This is a genomic window from Lachnotalea glycerini (assembly GCF_003201285.1).
GTDB classification, from domain to species: Bacteria; Bacillota; Clostridia; order Lachnospirales; family Lachnospiraceae; genus Lachnotalea; species Lachnotalea glycerini.
Genome location: NZ_QICS01000014.1, coordinates 14,779 through 34,112, shown reverse-complemented (window position 1 = coordinate 34,112; position 19,334 = coordinate 14,779). Strand labels below are relative to the sequence as shown.

The 19,334-nt window shown below is 33.5% G+C and carries 24 protein-coding genes; 5 read left to right on the top strand and 19 right to left on the bottom strand.

Features of this window, described 5'->3' with window-relative positions:
• Positions 1–11: 11 nt before the first annotated feature.
• The 12 genes from C8E03_RS18575 to gvpA (C8E03_RS18520) form a co-directional block, all read right to left on the bottom strand.
• Positions 12–482 (bottom strand): hypothetical protein, encoded by a 471-nt coding sequence (locus tag C8E03_RS18575; protein ID WP_094376564.1) that lies wholly within the window; start codon positions 480–482, stop codon positions 12–14.
• 66 nt (positions 483–548) lie between these two features.
• The gene (locus tag C8E03_RS18570; protein WP_094376565.1) at positions 549–947 is read right to left on the bottom strand and encodes a gas vesicle protein; all 399 of its coding nucleotides are present in this window, start codon (positions 945–947) and stop codon (positions 549–551) included.
• Positions 948–1,011: 64 nt separating this feature from the next.
• On the bottom strand, positions 1,012–1,233 hold the full coding sequence (locus C8E03_RS18565; protein WP_094376566.1) for a gas vesicle protein GvpG: 222 nt from the start codon (positions 1,231–1,233) through the stop codon (positions 1,012–1,014).
• Between the two features lie 18 nt (positions 1,234–1,251).
• Positions 1,252–1,986, bottom strand: coding sequence for a GvpL/GvpF family gas vesicle protein (locus C8E03_RS18560; RefSeq protein ID WP_170123063.1), 735 nt, complete (start codon positions 1,984–1,986; stop codon positions 1,252–1,254).
• A complete protein-coding gene (locus C8E03_RS18555) occupies positions 1,973–4,111 on the bottom strand; it encodes a CDC48 family AAA ATPase (protein WP_094376568.1) in 2,139 nt (712 codons plus the stop codon). The genes C8E03_RS18560 and C8E03_RS18555 overlap by 14 nt, the downstream gene beginning before the upstream one ends.
• Positions 4,112–4,173: 62 nt before the next feature.
• Positions 4,174–4,656, bottom strand: coding sequence for an Hsp20/alpha crystallin family protein (locus C8E03_RS18550; RefSeq protein WP_094376569.1), 483 nt, complete (start codon positions 4,654–4,656; stop codon positions 4,174–4,176).
• A gap of 61 nt (positions 4,657–4,717) precedes the next feature.
• Positions 4,718–4,978, bottom strand: coding sequence for a gas vesicle protein GvpO (gene gvpO / locus C8E03_RS18545; protein ID WP_094376570.1), 261 nt, complete (start codon positions 4,976–4,978; stop codon positions 4,718–4,720).
• A gap of 141 nt (positions 4,979–5,119) precedes the next feature.
• Positions 5,120–5,332, bottom strand: coding sequence for a gas vesicle structural protein GvpA (gene gvpA / locus C8E03_RS18540; protein WP_094376571.1), 213 nt, complete (start codon positions 5,330–5,332; stop codon positions 5,120–5,122).
• A 114-nt stretch (positions 5,333–5,446) separates the two neighbouring features.
• Positions 5,447–5,656 carry a hypothetical protein gene (locus tag C8E03_RS18535; protein ID WP_094376572.1) on the bottom strand — a complete coding sequence of 70 codons (210 nt, stop codon included), beginning with the start codon at positions 5,654–5,656 and terminating at the stop codon, positions 5,447–5,449.
• A complete protein-coding gene (gene gvpN, locus C8E03_RS18530; RefSeq protein WP_094376573.1) occupies positions 5,656–6,639 on the bottom strand; it encodes a gas vesicle protein GvpN in 984 nt (327 codons plus the stop codon). Before gvpN ends, C8E03_RS18535 begins: the two co-directional genes overlap by 1 nt.
• Positions 6,640–6,801: 162 nt before the next feature.
• Positions 6,802–7,173: a hypothetical protein gene (locus C8E03_RS18525; RefSeq protein ID WP_094376574.1), complete on the bottom strand. Its 372-nt coding sequence runs from the start codon at positions 7,171–7,173 to the stop codon at positions 6,802–6,804.
• Positions 7,174–7,391: 218 nt separating this feature from the next.
• Positions 7,392–7,610: a gas vesicle structural protein GvpA gene (gene gvpA / locus C8E03_RS18520; protein ID WP_110291813.1), complete on the bottom strand. Its 219-nt coding sequence runs from the start codon at positions 7,608–7,610 to the stop codon at positions 7,392–7,394.
• Between the two features lie 228 nt (positions 7,611–7,838).
• On the opposite strand from gvpA (C8E03_RS18520), the gene gvpA (C8E03_RS18515) reads away from it, so the two are divergent.
• Both gvpA (C8E03_RS18515) and C8E03_RS22095 read left to right on the top strand, forming a co-directional pair.
• Positions 7,839–8,060, top strand: a complete 222-nt coding sequence (gene gvpA, locus C8E03_RS18515) for a gas vesicle structural protein GvpA (protein ID WP_110291812.1) — start codon at positions 7,839–7,841, stop codon at positions 8,058–8,060.
• A 451-nt stretch (positions 8,061–8,511) separates the two neighbouring features.
• Entirely contained in the window at positions 8,512–8,868 is a 357-nt protein-coding gene (locus C8E03_RS22095; protein ID WP_094378267.1) for a hypothetical protein, read from the top strand.
• Positions 8,869–8,958: 90 nt separating this feature from the next.
• Here C8E03_RS22095 and pdxR read toward each other — a convergent pair whose 3' ends face one another.
• The 4 genes from pdxR to C8E03_RS18490 all read right to left on the bottom strand — a co-directional run bounded on the left by pdxR (position 8,959) and on the right by C8E03_RS18490 (position 14,741).
• Positions 8,959–10,356, bottom strand: a complete 1,398-nt coding sequence (gene pdxR / locus C8E03_RS18505; RefSeq protein WP_094378268.1) for a MocR-like pyridoxine biosynthesis transcription factor PdxR — start codon at positions 10,354–10,356, stop codon at positions 8,959–8,961.
• Positions 10,357–10,476: 120 nt separating this feature from the next.
• Positions 10,477–11,322: a DUF2225 domain-containing protein gene (locus C8E03_RS18500; RefSeq protein ID WP_110291810.1), complete on the bottom strand. Its 846-nt coding sequence runs from the start codon at positions 11,320–11,322 to the stop codon at positions 10,477–10,479.
• A gap of 15 nt (positions 11,323–11,337) precedes the next feature.
• Complete coding sequence (locus C8E03_RS18495) at positions 11,338–12,999, bottom strand: glutamine--tRNA ligase/YqeY domain fusion protein (RefSeq protein ID WP_094378270.1); 1,662 nt, start codon at positions 12,997–12,999, stop codon at positions 11,338–11,340.
• A 254-nt stretch (positions 13,000–13,253) separates the two neighbouring features.
• On the bottom strand, positions 13,254–14,741 hold the full coding sequence (locus tag C8E03_RS18490; protein ID WP_094378271.1) for a methyltransferase domain-containing protein: 1,488 nt from the start codon (positions 14,739–14,741) through the stop codon (positions 13,254–13,256).
• 514 nt (positions 14,742–15,255) lie between these two features.
• Between C8E03_RS18490 and C8E03_RS18485 the strand changes: the two genes are divergently transcribed.
• Positions 15,256–15,453 carry a DUF6774 domain-containing protein gene (locus tag C8E03_RS18485; protein ID WP_094378272.1) on the top strand — a complete coding sequence of 66 codons (198 nt, stop codon included), beginning with the start codon at positions 15,256–15,258 and terminating at the stop codon, positions 15,451–15,453.
• A gap of 110 nt (positions 15,454–15,563) precedes the next feature.
• On the opposite strand, the gene C8E03_RS18480 is transcribed toward C8E03_RS18485, so the two are convergent.
• Together C8E03_RS18480 and C8E03_RS18475 are read right to left on the bottom strand one after the other, a co-directional pair.
• Complete coding sequence (locus C8E03_RS18480) at positions 15,564–15,794, bottom strand: hypothetical protein (RefSeq protein ID WP_094378273.1); 231 nt, start codon at positions 15,792–15,794, stop codon at positions 15,564–15,566.
• A 115-nt stretch (positions 15,795–15,909) separates the two neighbouring features.
• A complete protein-coding gene (locus tag C8E03_RS18475) occupies positions 15,910–16,119 on the bottom strand; it encodes a helix-turn-helix domain-containing protein (RefSeq protein ID WP_170123062.1) in 210 nt (69 codons plus the stop codon).
• 159 nt (positions 16,120–16,278) lie between these two features.
• Between C8E03_RS18475 and C8E03_RS18470 the strand changes: the two genes are divergently transcribed.
• Together C8E03_RS18470 and C8E03_RS18465 are read left to right on the top strand one after the other, a co-directional pair.
• Positions 16,279–16,698, top strand: a complete 420-nt coding sequence (locus C8E03_RS18470; RefSeq protein WP_110291809.1) for a helix-turn-helix domain-containing protein — start codon at positions 16,279–16,281, stop codon at positions 16,696–16,698.
• A gap of 290 nt (positions 16,699–16,988) precedes the next feature.
• Positions 16,989–17,684, top strand: coding sequence for a FadR/GntR family transcriptional regulator (locus tag C8E03_RS18465; protein ID WP_094378276.1), 696 nt, complete (start codon positions 16,989–16,991; stop codon positions 17,682–17,684).
• A 153-nt stretch (positions 17,685–17,837) separates the two neighbouring features.
• Here the strand turns inward: C8E03_RS18465 and nhaC are convergent, their stop codons facing one another.
• Positions 17,838–19,325: a Na+/H+ antiporter NhaC gene (nhaC, locus tag C8E03_RS18460; RefSeq protein ID WP_181899241.1), complete on the bottom strand. Its 1,488-nt coding sequence runs from the start codon at positions 19,323–19,325 to the stop codon at positions 17,838–17,840.
• Positions 19,326–19,334 lie beyond the last annotated feature (9 nt).

The window sequence follows — 19,334 nt, the reverse complement described above, 5'->3', positions numbered from 1 at the left end:
CCTTCTTTCTACTACTGATTTTTACTCAACGTGATTTGTACTATTCCATGCCGTTGCTCTATTTTTACCCTATCACTCAGCGTAATGGAAGAGGATATTTCAGTGATAATTACAATCTGATTCTCTTCATCAAAAACATCTACCAATGGCTTTCCACCCTCCCCTATAAATAACTGATTATCTGATAAATCATCTGATAACCACCAATGAAAAGGTATTTTTTTACCACTCATACGGTCCAGTCCAGATTCTCTAAATTCCAATATAGGCTTGCCAAAAATTTCAATAGCCGCAGGGTTAATAACCTCTCTCAGCCTATCTAATACTTCCATATCTGCCAAAGATCCAATAAGCTCTGTTAATTCAGCAATTCTGGCATGCCCATGACATCGAAAATACCAAAAAATTTTTCTGCTCTTCTCATCTAAGCTGTTTAAAAATATACTTAGGTTATCTGACTGAAATTGCTCTTCTCGCGTCATCTTTATCCTCCACTCACTGTTGTGAAAATTATCTATATATTCTAAGTTGTTTTAAGAGTTTTATAATTACTGCTGAACCGGTGCCGCAATAAGAGGCACTCCTTGGAGTTCTTTCTCTTTTAATCTCTTTTCCGCTTTAGCACTCATCCATCCGCACCATGGGCAACAATCATTTAACAATTCTTCCTTTGATACTTCCTTACCACATTGTGGACATGTCTCTACACCAGACTGTGCTTCTTTCCATGCTGCTGTTTCTAGATTCGTACCCGATGGAAACTCTAGACCATATTTTGCCGCTGTTGCAAAGGAGGAGAGTGCCGCTCTTACCTTTACCCCTAAGAGCTCAACTCCCGCTACTGAAACAACAATATCTGCATTTATTACCAGTCCTTTATCCAGAAGCCTGTCAATAACATCTACCAACGAACCCCTATCATTTTTATCTCGAGACGCTTCTATCATTTATCTCCCCCCTTTAACGAAATATTTTTTGTTGACATGCATTTTGACTCAATATCTAAAACTGTCACTCTTCATCATAATTCTGTTTTCTTTCTTTAATTTCCTGAAGCCGCAGCATAAGATGATCCTTAATCTCCTCATAATCATTTTCGCTGATTTCTTCCATTTCATATTTTAACCGTACCTCATACAACTCTTTTTGTACTTTACCTTCATCATTAATTTCTTGATCAATATAATCATGTATTAAAGATACAAAATTTATAAAATTTTCCAATATTGACATATTTCACACTCCCTTATCCTATTTAGATATTTCTACAAAATTATACGGTGGCCAAGGTCCGGTGAATTTTATCATATATTTTTCATCATAAGACGGAGTTAACTTATTTAATTCTTCAGTAAACAAATCCAATTTCTCTTTTTCAATTAAAAAAGAAGCATTGAGAACCATGTTTACCGTATTACACTCATTTGACCTTGCATGTGAACTAAACTTTTTTAATTTTAAAAAAATCTTGCTTTCAAGCTCTCCTTGCTTTTTCTCCAGTGCTTTTTTAACCATTCTGCCTAATTCCACTTTAAGGTTAACCGCCAGTTGTTCATTCATTCCTGCGATCTGTTTCTTCATTCTCCTAATATCATCATTCTCAATCACAGAATTCAAATACTCACTCTTTATAAATATTTTTAATCCTACTTCTATTTTACCTGTTACTTTTAAAATATTTTTCTTTAAATTAATATAAGTTGCTTTTAAAAATGAATTCAAATCATTTCTCGTCTTTAAAACGTTTCCATAGTTAAAGGGCAACACAGTATAGTAGTTCATTAAATCCTTAACAACATTTTCATGTATTTCAATATTTTCCATAGAAAAATCATAAACTTTATAAGGGACATTGCTAACTACAGCCAGAATATCTTTATATTCAACCGTATATAACTTTCCTTCCTCTAATCCTATGTTTTCTATCTTAATATTTTCTTGTTTTGGAATAATGCAATATAAATAAATTCCTTCAAGGCTTGTCATTAGAATACCTCCATTTTTGTCCATCTATTATCGATTTCAACAAGGATGTTGTAATTACTGCCTCTTCCAATTTTAATCCTTCCGTAACGCATTGCTTAGCTACCAATAAAGCCGCTTCATCACAGATATGTTTAATATCTGCTCCTGACAACCCAGCCGTATTTTCCCCAAGTTCCTTAAAACATAAGTCTTTTTCCAACGGTCTGCCTTCCAAATGAATTTTGAAAATTTCTTCTCGGGCGGGACAATCTGGTTTTCCTACTTCTATTTGTATATCAAACCTACCGGACCTTAAAAGTGCTTCATCCATAACTTGAATTCTGTTTGTTGCACCCATTACAATAACATCTCTCATTTCCTGTACCCCATCCATTTCTATGAGTACCTGACTGGTAATACGATCTTGCACATCGGATGATTCATTATGAGTTCCCCGTGCTTTCATCAAGCAATCAATCTCATCAAAAAAGATAATACTTGGAGCTGCTTCTCTTGCTTTCTTAAATATCTGACGAATATTTTTTTCAGATTCTCCATACCATTTTGACATTAATTCAGAACTTTTAACACAAAGAAAATTAAAGCCTAGTTCATTGGCAAGGGCTTTTGCAAGTAATGTCTTTCCTGTTCCTGGGGCTCCATACAATAAAATCCCTTTTGGAACATTCGCTTTGACATAATCATAAATTTCTCTGTATTGAAATGGCCATTCAATAATCTCTTTAAAATACTGCTTTACTTCTCCTAAACCACCTACATCTTGCCAAGAAACATCTGGCGCCTCAATTATGACATCTCGAATGACGGAAGGCTCTACTTGACAAAGTGCCCGCATAAAATTATTCATTGGAATACTCAGATGAAATATAATTTCATTTAGCTGATATTCATTGCTTAGCTCCTGTCCCTGAAACGCATCCCTTACAGTTATCATAGCTGCTTCTCTACATAAAGCATTTAAGTCAGCCCCAACAAAACCTCCTGTTAATTCTGACAATTTCTTGATATCTACGTCTGAGCCTAGAGGCATACCTCTGGTATGTATATTTAAAATATCCATACGGCATTTTACATCTGGTATCCCTATCTGAATTTCTCGATCGAATCTGCCTGGACGTCTAAGCGCAGGGTCTAAAGAATTTGGTATGTTGGTTGCTCCAATTACCATCACTCGTCCTCTGTCCCTGATTCCATCCATGAGTGTTAACAATTGAGCAACTACACGCTTTTCTACATCTCCTTTGGTTTCTTCTCTCTTTGGAGCAATTGCATCAATTTCATCAATAAATATAATACTTGGAGCATTTTTCACAGCCTTGTCAAAGATTTCCCGTAGCTTCGCTTCACTTTCTCCATAAAACTTATGTATTATTTCAGGACCATTGATACTAACAAAATAAGAATCTGTCTCATTTGCAATCGCTTTAGCAATTAATGTTTTTCCAGTTCCGGGTGCTCCATGCAAAAGAACTCCTTTTGGCGCATCAATTCCCAGCTTTTCAAACAAATTGGGATGCTTTAATGGCCACTCTATCATTTCTCGTATCTTTAACATTTCATTTCCAAGACCACCAATATCCTCATATGTCACTCTAAGATTAAAGTTTCCCTGCTCTTTACTGTTTATGATTTTTATTTTTGTATCATGGGTTACAATAACCGCTCCCTCTGGCTCTGTACTTTCTACCATAAATTCATAAAATAAGGATCCCATTAAATTGGCTCTGATTTTATTACCTTTTAACAATGCTAGTCCGTCAATTAATCGACTTATGTAGATTCCTTCTTCTTCATTGGCATCTTTAGTTTTAGCATTAATTTTAAGTAAATTTACTCTTTTTGCTTTCTCGCATTCTATCTTTTTTACAGAAACATTTTCACCTATGGTAACTCCTGAGCTCTCCCTTGTATAACCGTCAATCTGAATGATTGACATACCTCTTAAATCGGATTGTATTGGCATTACCTTAGCAATACTTTTTTTTATACCCTCAATTTCAACAATATCTCCAATTCCTACCTCTAACGCACTCATCGATTGAGGATCTATGCGCGCAATGCCATGACCTACATCCTTTGATAGTGTCTCTGTTACTTTTAATACTAAATTATTATTTTCTTCCATATTTCATCACTCCACTTATATGTAAAATTACAAACCTTTTTCAAATTGTTTCATATTTATATTTATTTACAAATTGTAATTTCGGTAACACCGTTTTTATAGGTCCATGAAAGTTTTTGGTTATCTATAATACAAGGTACCGTTATTTCTTTATAATATATTACCTCTGCATTTTTTGCTTCAAATGTAAGACGGTTATCTTTACCGAAAATTTTAATATCTTCCTCTTCGATATTACTGGTAAGAACAATAATCTGGTATCCTATTTCTTCCGCATAAATATCTATACTAGGTTCTTTCTTAATTTGATCATTTTTGATTGCTTTTCTATCTGAATGCATTTCATTCAATCCTGTCTTTATTGTCACGTCATATTGGGTTTTGATTTTATTTTGGGTAGGCAAATCAATTTCTCCGGATACATTTTTGAAATTCTCTCCGGTTACAATCAAATCATCCACCATGCCCAAAATACCTTCCAACCCTTTCATGAGGTTATTGAATGGTCCTTTCACATCATTCCTTTTATCATCGTATGATCCCATTTATATCTCTTCCTAACTTTATATTATTTTATTTCTCTTGCTCCATAAATAAGGTTGGATTTTATATTGATTTTTCCAATATCTTACCACGCTCTCTTATCTCTTCTCTAGAATAAGATAATACCTGTAAATTCAAGTCCATATATAACTTATACACAGAAATCAAATCTTTTTTTGCATGTATTTTAGTATAATCATCATCCGTAATCACTTCTACCATCAGTTCCCAACCCTCGTCGCAATGACTTACTCCTACAACAGTTGCAGTACTTTCGTAAAGATCTTCAAAAAATATTTTTGCTGCTTCGATAACTTTTTTCATGAAACTCACCTCACTTTTTCAAATTCATAGTAAATCAATTGATACAAACAGTAATCTTTTTGTTCACAGTTCACAGAAGCAAGTGATGAAATTACCTTAGACTGTGCACTGCGAACTATAAGCTTAAATAAAAACATACATTTAAACTGTATTTTTACTAGGTTTTGCCAGTAATCCTACAGCATCAGCATAACATAACCAGGTTTCTACACTTGCTATTACAATTCTGGCTTCAACTGCAAGCAGCTCAATTCCAACAAGAGAAACTCTGGCCCATACATCTATTACAATACCTTTATCCAAAATTCGATCAATGACCTCTGCCAGACTTGAAGCTTCTATGGAATGTTTCATTTATGCCCCTCCTTGTAATCTTTTTACATATATATTCATAATTATTTTAAATATATCTGTTTTGGAATATTTAAAGATCTAAATTTAAATAATAAAATCTATAGAAATACCAAATCACAAAAGATTTTTTAAATTATTATATCTATTTTCCAGCAATTCCAGCCTTTGATTTGCCATATCAATCTTATTCAGACAAGACTCTTTCGTGTTTTCCAGCCTTTCCATCTGACTTGCAATAATATGCAGCTTAAGGTATATAGACGCTCCACTCATAATTGGCTCTGGTCTAACGTAAACATGACTTAGCGTTTTTATTTTTTGCATTATCTTTTTCCTCCATAATATCTGGTTTGTTCTTGTGATACCATATTTCTAGTACGCTCTTGTAACACCATTTTCATAATAGTATCCAATTCTTCTTTTATCTTTGCTCTGTCGACATGTGTCCTTTGAACGCTGATTCCGGAAGTTAATACATCGATACAAACTTTTTTAAATATTTCATTATCATAAGCAACATTTATTTTTCCTTCTTTAACAATTTTGCACAATTTGATAGAGTCTCTTAAAGATACTAAAAACTCAGATCGATTATTTTCTCTGAATTTTCTTACAATAAGCACCAGATTTTTTGCTAATTCCTCAGTAATTCCACTATTAGCAATTGCAATACTAACTTCACTATCATAATCTGGAAAATCTAATTCCAGTGTAATAAACCGATCTACTAATGCATCCTGAGATTTATAAACTCCTGTATACTCTTCTGGATTACTTGTAAAAATAATTTTAAAATCCGGATGTATTTTAAGTAATTTGTTGTTTCCATAATAATTGATGGGCAGTTCAAGTACTTTTTCTTCAAGCACAGATAAAAGAATGTTATTTGTTTCAGGCCTGGATCTGGTAAATTCATCATAAATTAGAACATACCCTTTTTCGCAGGCATTGATAATTCTGCCATCAATCCATTTTTGCTCATAATCTTCCACTGTTTTACGAACAGAATGTATATAATTATCTTCTACTAACTTTTTTGTAAATCCATAATCTGATCCCACAATATCAGATGTTTCAACTGCTTCATTTCCAAAAATCATGGTAGTAGGTTTTCCGATTAGTTGCGCAATATACATGGCCAATACAGTTTTACCTGTTCCAGCCGGCCCTTTTAAATGAATTGGATATCTTGCATTTAGATATAAAAGAGCTCGATTCGTAATTTCTTCTATATATGGAGTCAATGTAAAAGCTTTATTGTACGCCATTGCAACATCATCAAAACTTTTAACCCCTTCCCTCGACATGAATTCCCAACCTCCCTATACATATTTTCAATTTTTATAAATACACTCAATAAATTCTATATGAAATTATTTTATAGGAACGAACTATAGACAATCTATAGTATGTAACTAAGTAAATATATAACACATAAAATCATGGGAAATTAATTAACATTTAAATTTTTATTTAAATAATTTGAAGAACCTTTCACTATCTTCAGTAATATTTTCTTCTGAACCTAAAGCTAATTTTTGATAAATATGAAATACTTCAACGACATTTTCCTCTTTTTCCTTTTTTATTTGAATAAAAATTCTGCTTTCTGATTCAAAGGAATTTTTATATATAATCACTATACGTTTACTTTCGAGTGCTGATTGTATTTCAAGATCACAATCCTTGTACTCTAACGCAATTTTCCCTCGATATATACTCTCTATTTCAACTCTCTTTTTAGTAAATCGTAATATCGCATCACTTTCTTTGGTAATATTAGGATGTCCTCCCAAGTATTTTATAATATATGACCATTTAGATGGAATACGATGTGCCATTTATCAACCCCCTTTAATTTTTGTATTTATTTCCATAGTTTTTATAGTTTTATCCTTATAAACTTTACCAATTTTCATAAATTTTTTACCGCACACGGCCAATAATAGTTATGTTACAGTATCGTATTCGTACACGAGATAATGACTATCTCACATCCTTTGTATGTTTTCACCGTGTGCAGTATTTCACTCTGTGGTATTTTTTAATAATGATACACTTATTTTATTTCCCTAGGATGATGTTCTTCTTTCAATAGTCCAACAGCGTTAGCATAGCATAACCAAGTTTCTACACTAGCTATAACAATTCTAGCTTCTACTGCCAAAAGTTCAATACCAACTAATGAAACTCTAGCCCAAAGGTCAACAACGATTCCCTTGTCAAGGATTCTATCAATTACTTCTGCCAAACTTGAAGCTTCAATTGAGTGTTTCATGTATAAACCCCCATCAACTTTTTCTTTATATGATATTCGGTAATTCGCAAAATGTTTCTTACTAAATTGGATTAATACAAAATATTTTCTTTTAATCGTGTTTTTCATTAATAAAACATCTGAAAAACAGGTGTCCGTTTTGTATTTATTATACTTTTTATGTAACACAATTTTTGCCCTTTCATATATTATTATTAGAAATAATTAATTATTAAGGAGGTTTCATTTATGAAACATTCAATTGAAGCGTCAAGCTTGGCAGAAGTAATTGATAGAATCCTTGACAAGGGAATCGTTGTTGACCTTTGGGCTAGAGTTTCATTAGTTGGTATTGAACTTTTGGCTGTAGAAGCTAGAATTGTTATAGCTAGTGTAGAAACTTGGTTATGCTATGCTAACGCTGTTGGACTATTGAAAGAAGAACATCAGCCTCATCCAAGACCTATGTAATAGAATAAGTACAATTATATTATTTCATCCAATTCATATATTTTTAGAGAACATTATCAGTAAGGGGCTTATTTAGAAAGTACTCAATGAAAACTTCAAGTTTACAAAACATTATCGATAGTATCTCTGGTAATGTTATTGTTGTTAACCTTTAGGCTGTAGACGCATATATTATTAGCGCTACCGTAAAAACTTGAGTATGTTACACTAAGCAGTTTGAGCATTCGCAAAGAAAAAAACTTGTTAATTATTAAATTTCATAAAGCAGCATAGTATCTAATAAATTTATTAGCCTCTTTATTATGATCACAAGATTATAGGAAGTTATGTGTTAAAACACAAACTTCCTATTTTTGATTTGAAAATTTATCCTAAGTTAATAATTTGACCTTTTCTTTTTAATTAAAATAGTTTACAATAATTAATAATGAGTTTATGAAAGGAGCTATTTATGGCAAATAAAAAATTAAGTAAGCTGTTAGCTTTTGCAGCAATTTCCGGAGCTGCTATTGCTGCCGGTATTGCATATTTTAAACGTAAAAATGAAGCTGAACTCTGGGATGATGATTTTGATGATTTAGACGACGATTTTGATGATGAGGATTTTGATTTCCCACTTCCAGAAGAGGACAAAGAAGATTCAGCAAAAAGGGAGTATGTTTCTCTTAATCTTGATAAAGAGTCTAATACGGAGGAAACCACCAAGATCGATGAAACCCCCAAGGTTGAAGACGCAATACAAGCAGCTTCCAACTCCAATGAAACAAAAGAAACCATAGTAGAGAATGAGCAGACCAAAGAGGTATAGAGGTATATTCCTCTTTACACGCTTCATAAACAAAGGAGCTAAAATACTGATGTTAGTAAACTACAGTATTTAACTCCTTATCTTCTCTTACTAAAATTCCCATGCATTTCTGAGTCTGTCTACCGCTTCTTTTATATCCTTTTCTGCCAGACTGGCATAACCTAATAGGATCGTTGTATTTTCATGCCTATCATCTTTAATATAATAGTCAGATAAGCCATATACTCCAACATTTTGTTGCTTTGCCTTTTCAATCAACAGACTTTCTTTCACTTCCTTTGGAAAATTAGCCAATACATGCACGCCTGCATTCTCCCCTGTGATGCTTATTATGTTTTTTATTCTCTTTAATTCATTCAATAATATGTCATGTTTATTTTTGTAAGTGGCTCTCATCTTATTTAAATGCCTTTCATAATAACCCTGGTTAATAAACGTATTTAATATTGTCTGGTCAATTTTGGATACGGTAGATGCATAGAATCCCTTTTGGTAATAGTCTTTTATTAGATTTTGAGGAAGTACCATATAACTAACTCGAATTGCAGGAGCAATTGATTTAGAAAAAGTTCCCATATAGATTACCTTATCATTGACGTCATAGCCTTGCAAACTTGGAATAGGCTTTCCGATATAACGAAATTCACTGTCATAATCATCCTCTATGATATAGCGGTTCTCTCTCTTCGATGCCCAATTTAGTAGTTCCATTCTGCGCTTTATGGGCATGATAATACCAAGTGGAAATTGATGAGAAGGCATAACATAGGCAATATTGGAGTCGGTAGCCTCAAGCTGTTCTACATTCATTCCGTCCTTATCAAGTCCAATACAATTGACCCTGATTTTCAGGTTACAAAAGGTCTTATAGGCTTGTTTATAGGTTGGATCTTCCATAGCTATGATATGGTTGGTTCCAATAATCTGACTTAAAATCATTAACAAATAGTCATTTCCAGCACCAAGAATAATTTGACTCGGAGAACAGTTCACTCCTCTGGCCTGATGAAGATAAGTGCTAATCGTTGCTCTTAAATTAGGCTCTCCCAAAGGAAAACCTAATTGAAATAATTCTCTGTTATCCTCCATCAACGTATTTTTCATGATTTTTCTCCATATGCTATATGGAAAATTCTCTGTATCAATTCCATTTGGTGTAAAATCATACTGGATATTTTCTTGCTTTTTCTCAATATCGTAGGCGTTCATTTCTTTCGTTTTATTAATATGATACAAGCCTTCAATCTGACATACATAATAGCCCTTGCAGGCAACTGGCAAAATATAACCTTCCGAAACCAATTGCTCATACGCTAAATCTACCGTACTCCGGCTAATTTGCAGGTTCTTAGCAAGAATTCTGGTAGAGGGAAGCTTATTATGAAAGGGTAATTTTCCCTCTTGTATTTCTCTTTTAATATATTCATAGATTTGTTCATACAAAGGCTTCTTACCATTCGAATCCAGTTCTATCATCAATTCATACATTCACTCACCTGCTCCTATAGTTCTTCTTATATGCCTTAAATATAATTTATGGAAAGCATAATCTGCTTTCCATAATATAATACGTTGATATACACAAACCCTTATAAAAGGTCTTTGTTATTAATTTTCTTTTCTTTCTTGCAAAATAACTGTCTTTAGTTCACGAGCCTTTTCTTTCAAATTATTCTTTGCCACTCTGGAAGTAATTACATTAGATACCAATCTGGAAGCCATATCATATTGCTTGCACTGACAAGCCAAAGCGGCAAGCAAATAGTCCATCGTTGATTCATCCATACCACACATTGGAAATTCTTCTTTCGCAACTGCTGCACTAAAGCCTTCGTATGCATTTTTAATAAACTCCAACTCTTCTGTCTCCGACTTAGTTACTAAATCCTTATAATCATTTGCAGTCTCGTCCAAATCTTCTCTCTGTCCTCGAATCAGCCATGCAATTTTCAAGCATATGTATGCTTTTTCACTTACTCTGCATTTTTTCACAATTGCGTTTACCAACGCTAACTTATGTGATTCAATTGCTGCTTCATAAGATATCGTGGATTCATTGTTCACAGAAGCCTTATAATTCCTGCTGATTTTTTCTCTTATTAAGCTGGCTTGCGGACTGGTAATTAAATTAAAATACCTGGTTACAGTAGTATAACCGCATTTTGGGCAAGACACAATGTCGTACTTAAGCGGATCAATTCCCTGATACTTTGCTCTTAAATCAATATCAGTACCAAGTAACTTTGCCTTACCAGTTCGTACCGTCTTTGATTTAAATTCCTTATCACATACAGGACACTGATAGGTCTTATCAAATAGCAAATCTTCCTCTGCCGTTTCTTTTACTGCCGTACCCTTACTAATTGCTTCCGCTTTTTTCTCATCTTCAAAAATCTTCTCATCTTCGAAATTACCTAAACCAAACTTTTCTAAACCTGATAATAAATTCGCCATTTGTCATACCCCCTGCTATTTAAGCTTAAACGAACTCTTTAATGATACAATTCTATTAAAAACTAACTTCTCTGGTGTTGAGTCCTTTGAATCAATACAGAAAAATCCATTTCTTACAAATTGGTAACTGTCATAGGCTTTAGCTTTATCAAAGCTTGGCTCTAAATAACATTCCCTTAATACAGTAAGTGAGTTTGGGTTGAGATTAATACTTCCATCCTCGTTATAAACTCCTGCTTCTTCATTTACAATGTTTTCATATAACCGGACTTCACACTTAAGAGCATATGGTGCTGGCACCCAATGAATCGTACCTTTTACCTTTCTTTCGCTAAAGCCCGTTCCACATTTGGTCACAGGATCATAAGTACAATGTACCTCAGTAATCTTCCCTTCACTGTCCTTTACAAAGCTTTCACATTTCACAAAGTAAGCATTCATTAAGCGCACCTCATTACCCGGAAATAATCTAAAATATTTCTTAGGTGGCTCTTCCATAAAATCATCTCTTTCAATATACAATTCTTTGCAAAATGGTACTTGTCTTGAACCTAATTCTTCATTTTCCATATTATTGGCGACATCTAAATATTCGACTTCGCCATCCGGATAATTGTCTATGATTAATTTAATTGGATCTAAAATAGCCATCATTCTTGATTTTTTAAGCTTTAAATCCTCTCTTACACAATATTCAAGCATTGCATAGTCTACAGAACTGTTTGCCTTTGATACTCCACATAGTTCAACAAACATCTTAATCGATTCAGGTGTAAAACCTCTTCTTCTAAGGGCAGCAATTGAAACGAGTCTTGGATCATCCCAACCATCTACAACCCCATCCTCAACCAGCTTTTTAATATACCTTTTTCCAGTTACCACATTCGTCAAATATAGTTTCGCAAATTCAATCTGTTTTGGCGGCTTATCATACTCAAGCTCTCTAACTACCCAGTCGTATAAAGGTCTATGATCCTCAAATTCCAAAGTACAAATGGAATGTGTAATTCCTTCTATCGCATCTTCAATTGGATGTGCAAAATCATACATAGGATAGATACACCATTTATCCCCAGTATTATGATGTGTCATATGTGCCACACGATAAATAATCGGGTCACGCATATTGATATTGGGCGAAGCCATATCAATCTTAGCTCTCAACACCTTTTCACCATCTTGAAATTTATCGTTTTTCATATCTTCGAATAATTGCATATTCTCATCTATAGAACGGTTTCTAAATGGGCTGTTCTTACCTGGTGCAGTAAGAGTTCCTCTGAATTCTCTGATTTGTTCTGCTGTCAAATCACAAACGTATGCTTTTCCCTTTTTTATTAACTTTACAGCAGCTTCATACATCTGGTCAAAATAGTTGGATGCAAAAAACAATCTGTCTTCCCAATCTGCTCCAAGCCACATAATATCTTCTTTAATCGATTCTACAAATTCCGTTTTCTCTTTTGTTGGATTGGTATCATCAAATCTCATATTAAATTGTCCATTATATTTTTTAGCTAAACCATAATTCAATAAAATTGATTTAGCATGTCCAATATGAAGATATCCATTCGGCTCCGGAGGAAAACGAGTATGCACCATATCATAATACCCTTCTTCTAAATCCTTGTCGATTATTTGTTCAATAAAATTTTTGGAAACCGCAATTTCTTCCATAATATTCCTCCTAGTGCACTTCATATTAATAATTTATTTACTAATCATTAATATCCAAAAATACTGTAACTATTCAGTACTTTCTAGTAACCGTTACACAATACAAAACGCAGCAAGACTGCATTTTCCTTTACTAAACTAGAGATTTGTTTCGCAAATCTCATCATACATTATGGGTACCGAATTGTTACAAAATACTTACATAAATAGTATCATATCATATATTTTTAAAAGATTAAAGTATTAATAGGATATTAACAGATATCGCATGACAAAACAAATACATACGTTCCTTCTTTCATCGATATTTCGTAGCTGTTGAGAATTAAATACCCCCTTGCCTTTGCCAGCTTATGAACCGTTTCCTTATCGTGGGAATACAGAATGAGGATTGCATTCTCATTCAAGTGCTTCTTAATCTTTACAAAAAAGCGGTCATATATTTCATATATTTCATCTTTTGTTATTCTGCACATTGCAAAAGGCATATTTGTAATTACCTCATCAAATAGATATTCATGCGTAAATTCAAAAAAGTCTTTATTAATGTAGTGCGCTATCAGATGTGCCTCCTCTGTATTGATTCGGGCTCCTTCAATTGCTTCTTCCAGAATATCAATTCCATACATCGTGTTAGCTTTTACTTTTTTGTGTCTTTCTATGAGCATGGTACCAACACCACAAAACGGATCCAGCACAGTGGCATTTGGTTTTAAATAGTCCTTGACCAATTCCACCACCAATGCAGCATTGACAGGCTTTATACTGTTCGCTATTACATTTTTCCGATATACAAATCTATCGTCTGGTATTGTATATAATTTAACTAATAGATTATAATTTCCTTCTTTATTTTGAATAACTCTTATTTCAAATTCATAATTTGAGGTATTATTGATAAACTTTCTCTCTGATAAACGTTCAATTTCCAGCGCAAGCTTTTTCGCGAATTCACTCTTTTTATCAAGCGGAAGCTTGCTTTTTACTTCTACTCTAAAGTAAAAAGGAAGTTTTCCAATATGACTGTTTGTTAAAAATTCCAGTAAATTAGAATCTACTATTGTTTTTGCAGCTTCATGCACATCTGCAGGACATGTTTTCATTCCTGCAATACTAAAAAGAAGTTCCTGGTAAGTTCTTATTGTCAATACCTCTTCAATTCGATTTGTCTGCAGCATTATTCCCGCATTAAATTCCTTAGCTTTCATTCCCTCTAGTTGAGCTAATGTGACACTGGTGTAATTTCGATTCGTCAGCAAAATAATATTAAATTGCTCCTTATAACCAATAAATTTATGACTTGTAATTCCTTCGCACTGAACTATAATGGCCGTTAATTCTCTAAGCTCCTCTAAAACATGCTTTGTATTCTCCGGCGTCAATTCTATTTTTGATAATTCTTTTACCTGATCCTTGAAAGCTTCAATATATCTTTGACAGTTTAAATGCCCCATTGCCACAATATAAGAGCTTCGAATAAATAAGATATCTTCCTTTATATACTTATTATAAAGGAAATCCAGAGCCTCCTCAATGCCAAGTTCTCCAATTAGCAATGCAGCACTTTTTCGAACCTTTGCATCTTCATGTTCCAGCAATTGAAACAGTACATCATAATTATTTCCTAATTTATAAAGCAATGAAAGCTTATTTGCTCTATCCTTAACTTCTTTTCTCAATTCACTTAGATTCTGTCTTAAATCATTTTTAGTTACAATATTATTAAGTATCTCTTCTATCATATCTTCTCCATATCTTCCTGATAAAAAAAAGAACTGTTGCAAGATTTACCAACAACAGCTCTTCTTATTTTTAGTTAGCATATTTTCGCAAATCGTCTGCCATTCAATAATTAGCATCACATTTATACCTGTTGTATTGAAACTGTTGACAATAAAATAAGCATCATCACTAATGCTATCATACTTACAGAAAATCAGCTTTATCCGCTCTTTTATATTGCTGTTCTATCATAATTAATTCACCTTTCCACCATCTAAATTATTAGTTCAATCTTTTATTATTCACTAATTTTTGTCAATCTAACAATATACTATCATAAAACAGAATTTTTTAATATCACTATTTCAATTATTTATCTTTCTATTATGACTTTATCATATGATATTCGACATTGCCAAAAAGGATTAACACTTTTTTCATCATAGCACAAATTTATTAAACATTAAAAAACTTTATATAAATTCTTTATAATATTACTACCCTTTTTGAATATACTGTTTAGAGGTGATTATTATGGATGAATGTGAACTTGTTGCTTTTATCAGTGCAATTGCTTGCTCCATATCAAAATGCTATACAACTGATGAATTATCCCTATTTTCTTCCATGTTCTCCCAACTGGGTGATTCTTTGGGAACTATAGCTGCGAGAAGAGACCTTTGTGAGACTGGTTCGAGTACTGATAACAATAATAATATTGATAATGAATAGTTCTATATAACGTTAGCCTTATGAAATAACTTTATACTTTATAATAAGATTACCACACCGCCGCAGCTCTGACAATAAGCCTTTAAGCGGCGGGTATCTCGTTTTGTTGATTAGCTTCTTTTTTTCCTGGCTCTTTCACTTTTGATTCCTTTCATTAAACCGTAGTGAAAAATACAAATAGATATGTAGAGTCGGCCATGTTTCGAATATAGGTCTGTAACCAGATTAATGAAATTAATATCGTTTTGGTTGGGTATTGGTTGATATTTTAATAGCTCAAGCATCTTTAAGTAATCCAATGTTTCTTCTCGTTCTTTCTTCTCTTTATCCGACTGTTTCACAATTTTTTCCTCTCTATTCACTTATTCTGTTGCATAATATTATTTTTTCTGCTATATTTTTATTGTATTTGATTTTACATTTTCTTTTTGTCCATTATTGGTCTTGTCATTCTATTTATATTTGTACTTCTTCTACTGGTATTCCAACCCTATTGCATATTTTAAATAATCTTCCTATCTCTATTTTGGAAATATCATTTTCATACATTTTATATGTATTATATGGTATTTCAACAAACTTTGAAAATTGTTCCTGTGTTAATCCAGTGTTCATTCTTATTTCCTTCAGTGTCATTCTTTTTGCAAATTGCGTATTATTTTCCATTGTTATTTTCCTTTCTTTTCGTTGTCCGTAATTGGTCGTATACAAATAGTAGCACAGTAAAATGTTTAAGTCAACCATTTTCGGTCATTCATTATAAATTTTATTTGCATTTTGTCCACTTTAAGGTTACAATAGAATATATTAAAAGGAGAATTGATTATGAGTGAAAAAGATTTTGAGCTTTATTATGAAATTGGAGAAAAGCTGCGTGAGGTTCGTTTGGAGAAAAGTCTTACTTTAGCGGAAGTTGCTGTTCAGCTTGATATTGCTTCTAAAACACTTCAGCGCTATGAATGTGGTGAACGTAAAATAAAAGTGGAAGCCTTACAAAAGCTTGCTTCCATTTATGAATTTAATTATTATAATTTTGTAAGGGACGTTAGATTGGATTCGATTAAGAAAGATTATAATATCGATCTGATTTATAAGGACAATAAAATACAAATGTTGGCTGAGTCCTCCTCTTATCCTGAGACAAAACCACTTGCCTTTGAAGATTTACGCGAGTTTATTACTGTAAATGCAAAGGCTTTAAGAAATGACCAAAAAATTGAATTAATTAAAATTTTATCTCAATAAATAATATTTATGCCTATAAAGGACATTAAGGTCTATGGATTATATCCACAGGCCTTAATCTGATTAATTTTTTTATTCGTACTTATCTTTTTTGTGTGTATTAAATTCTTCCTGACTTAATTCCCTTATTTCTTTTAATGTACCGTTGCCATCTTTACTCTCTTTTTTCCTATCTATATTTCATATTTTCACATGAATTCTTTTAATTTGATTGACATTTATCAAAAAAACTTGCAAAATATAAGAACATACGTTGTATGTGTGAGATAAACTAAGAGGGGAAACCATGTATGAACGAAAAAAATGTATCCTTAAAGCCAATTGAAAGAAAATCCTTGTATCTAAAGATTTCTGATTCAATATACAGCTACATAAAGGTAAACAGATTACAGCCAGGAGACAAGCTGCCTTCCGAACGCGATATGTCTGCTATGCTTCAGACCAGCAGAAATTCTGTAAGAGAGGCACTGCGGATTTTGGAGGATCGAGGTCTTATTTATGTTAAAACGGGACGCGGTGTTTTCATTAAGGATCCTTATGGTGAGAAAAGTACCCTTTCTATCCGTTTAGACAATTGTTCTATGGCGGATATACAAGAGCTGCAATATACTTTAGAGCATCAAGCCATACTTAATGCAATCAACCATGCCACCAAGGAAGAGAAAGAAGAATTAATAGATATCGCTTCTGAAATGGTAAAGCTGTCACAGGAAAATATTTACAGCCACACACTCGATCATGGATTTCATAGCAAATTATACGAAAGTGGAAATAACACTGCCATTTATCAAATAATTATAAACATTCGTGAAGATCGATTTGTACGTCAACAAGATTCTAAATCCGGTAATGATTCAATATGGCTTCCTACCGTATCAAAGCATCTGGAACTTGCGAATGCTATCTATCGCAAAGACATTAAAGCTGCATTCCAAGCCGTTGATGAGATTAACGACTATGGCTTCAATCTGAAATCAGAACAATAAACTAAAAAGCGGACATGTCTGCATCTGTCTTTCTTATGAAATAAAATAGGAGATGTCCTTTTTCAATTTCATGAGAAAGGGACATCCCCTGATACAGTGATTAAAACATTTATTCTATATGTATAATAAAATCTTTCAAATCTTATATCATTATTAAAGATTTAATTCTTTATTTAGCTCTAAATATTCTTCGTAATTGTCGCTGCCTTTCTTAATCTTAGCAATTCCAAATCCCGTAAAGCCCCATATAATGGCAAAGATTACTCCAGTATAACACAAGCATGCCCAAGGTGCATACTCAATGGTAGCTACACCCAGTGTAGATGTCATATAAACTCCGGCAAGTGACCATGGAACCAATGGTTCTACTACTGTAATACTATCCTCCAGCGTGCGCGAAAGATTCTTTGTCTCTAAACCTCTCTTTACATATTCTTCTCTGAAAAGACCTCCAATCATGAGGAAAGTTACAGATGCTTCCCCAATGACTGTAATAATAATCACTCCCAGAATAGTAGTAATGGTAATAAGTTGTCCTGTTCCATGAACATGCTTCATGATACGTTCTAAAATGACATCTAAGCTTCCTGAAACAGTCAAGGCACCGATAAAACCAAAAGCACAAAAAGCCATTAGTGCAGTATTCATCATAGAGGACATACCACCACGCTGTAAAAGATTCGGAACTTCTTTTACAACGCTGTCTAAATCAACAGCAGGATTCACAAACATATCCATTTTAAAGCCGCTTACCATACTGGTCGCACAGGTTGAAAATGAAAATCCCTGAACAGCCATTGCAATAATAATGGCTACGGCTGATGAAATCATCATAACCGGAATGGTAGGTTTTTTCTTAAGTGAGCCCATAACTACAATAACAGGTGGAACAAGAAGTAAAATTCCTATTGGCATACTGAAATTAAACAGCTTAGCCAATGTCTGAATAATGTCATCCACCTGTCCAATCTCTCCGCTGCTTGCAAACGACATACCTGCAATAACATAAACCACGCAGCTTATAATAAAACCAGGAACGGTGGTATAAAACATATGCCCAATATGTTGATACAAATTAGTATTTGTTGCAATTGCTGACATATTGGTACTATCAGAAAGCGGAGACATTTTATCTCCAAAGTATGCTCCCGCTACAATGGCTCCTGCTACTGCCGGAAGCGGTGCTCCCATACCTGCTGCCACACTCATAAGTGCTGCACCAACAGTACCTGCTGCCCCCCATGAAGTACCCGTACTGACAGACAAAATTACGGTAACAAGAAATGAGGTTACTATAATAAATTTGGGACTAATGATTTGCAAACCAATATATACTAAAAACGGAATCGTACCACTTACAATCCAAGCCCCAATCATAAGGCCGACACATATTAAAATCATAATTGCTGGAAACGCTTTTGCAAGCTTTTCTACAATTTCACTCTCTATTTCTTTCCATGTATGACCCAATAACAGACAGATGCATACTGTAAATGCCGCACAAACCAGCAGCAGAATCTTAATGTCAACACTAAATAAAATCAATCCAGTAAAAAGTACTACCAGCATAAATGCCAATGGAAGAATTGCAACTCCAAGGCTTGCCTTTCTTATTGTTTTATCATTCATCATCTTCTCCATGATACACCT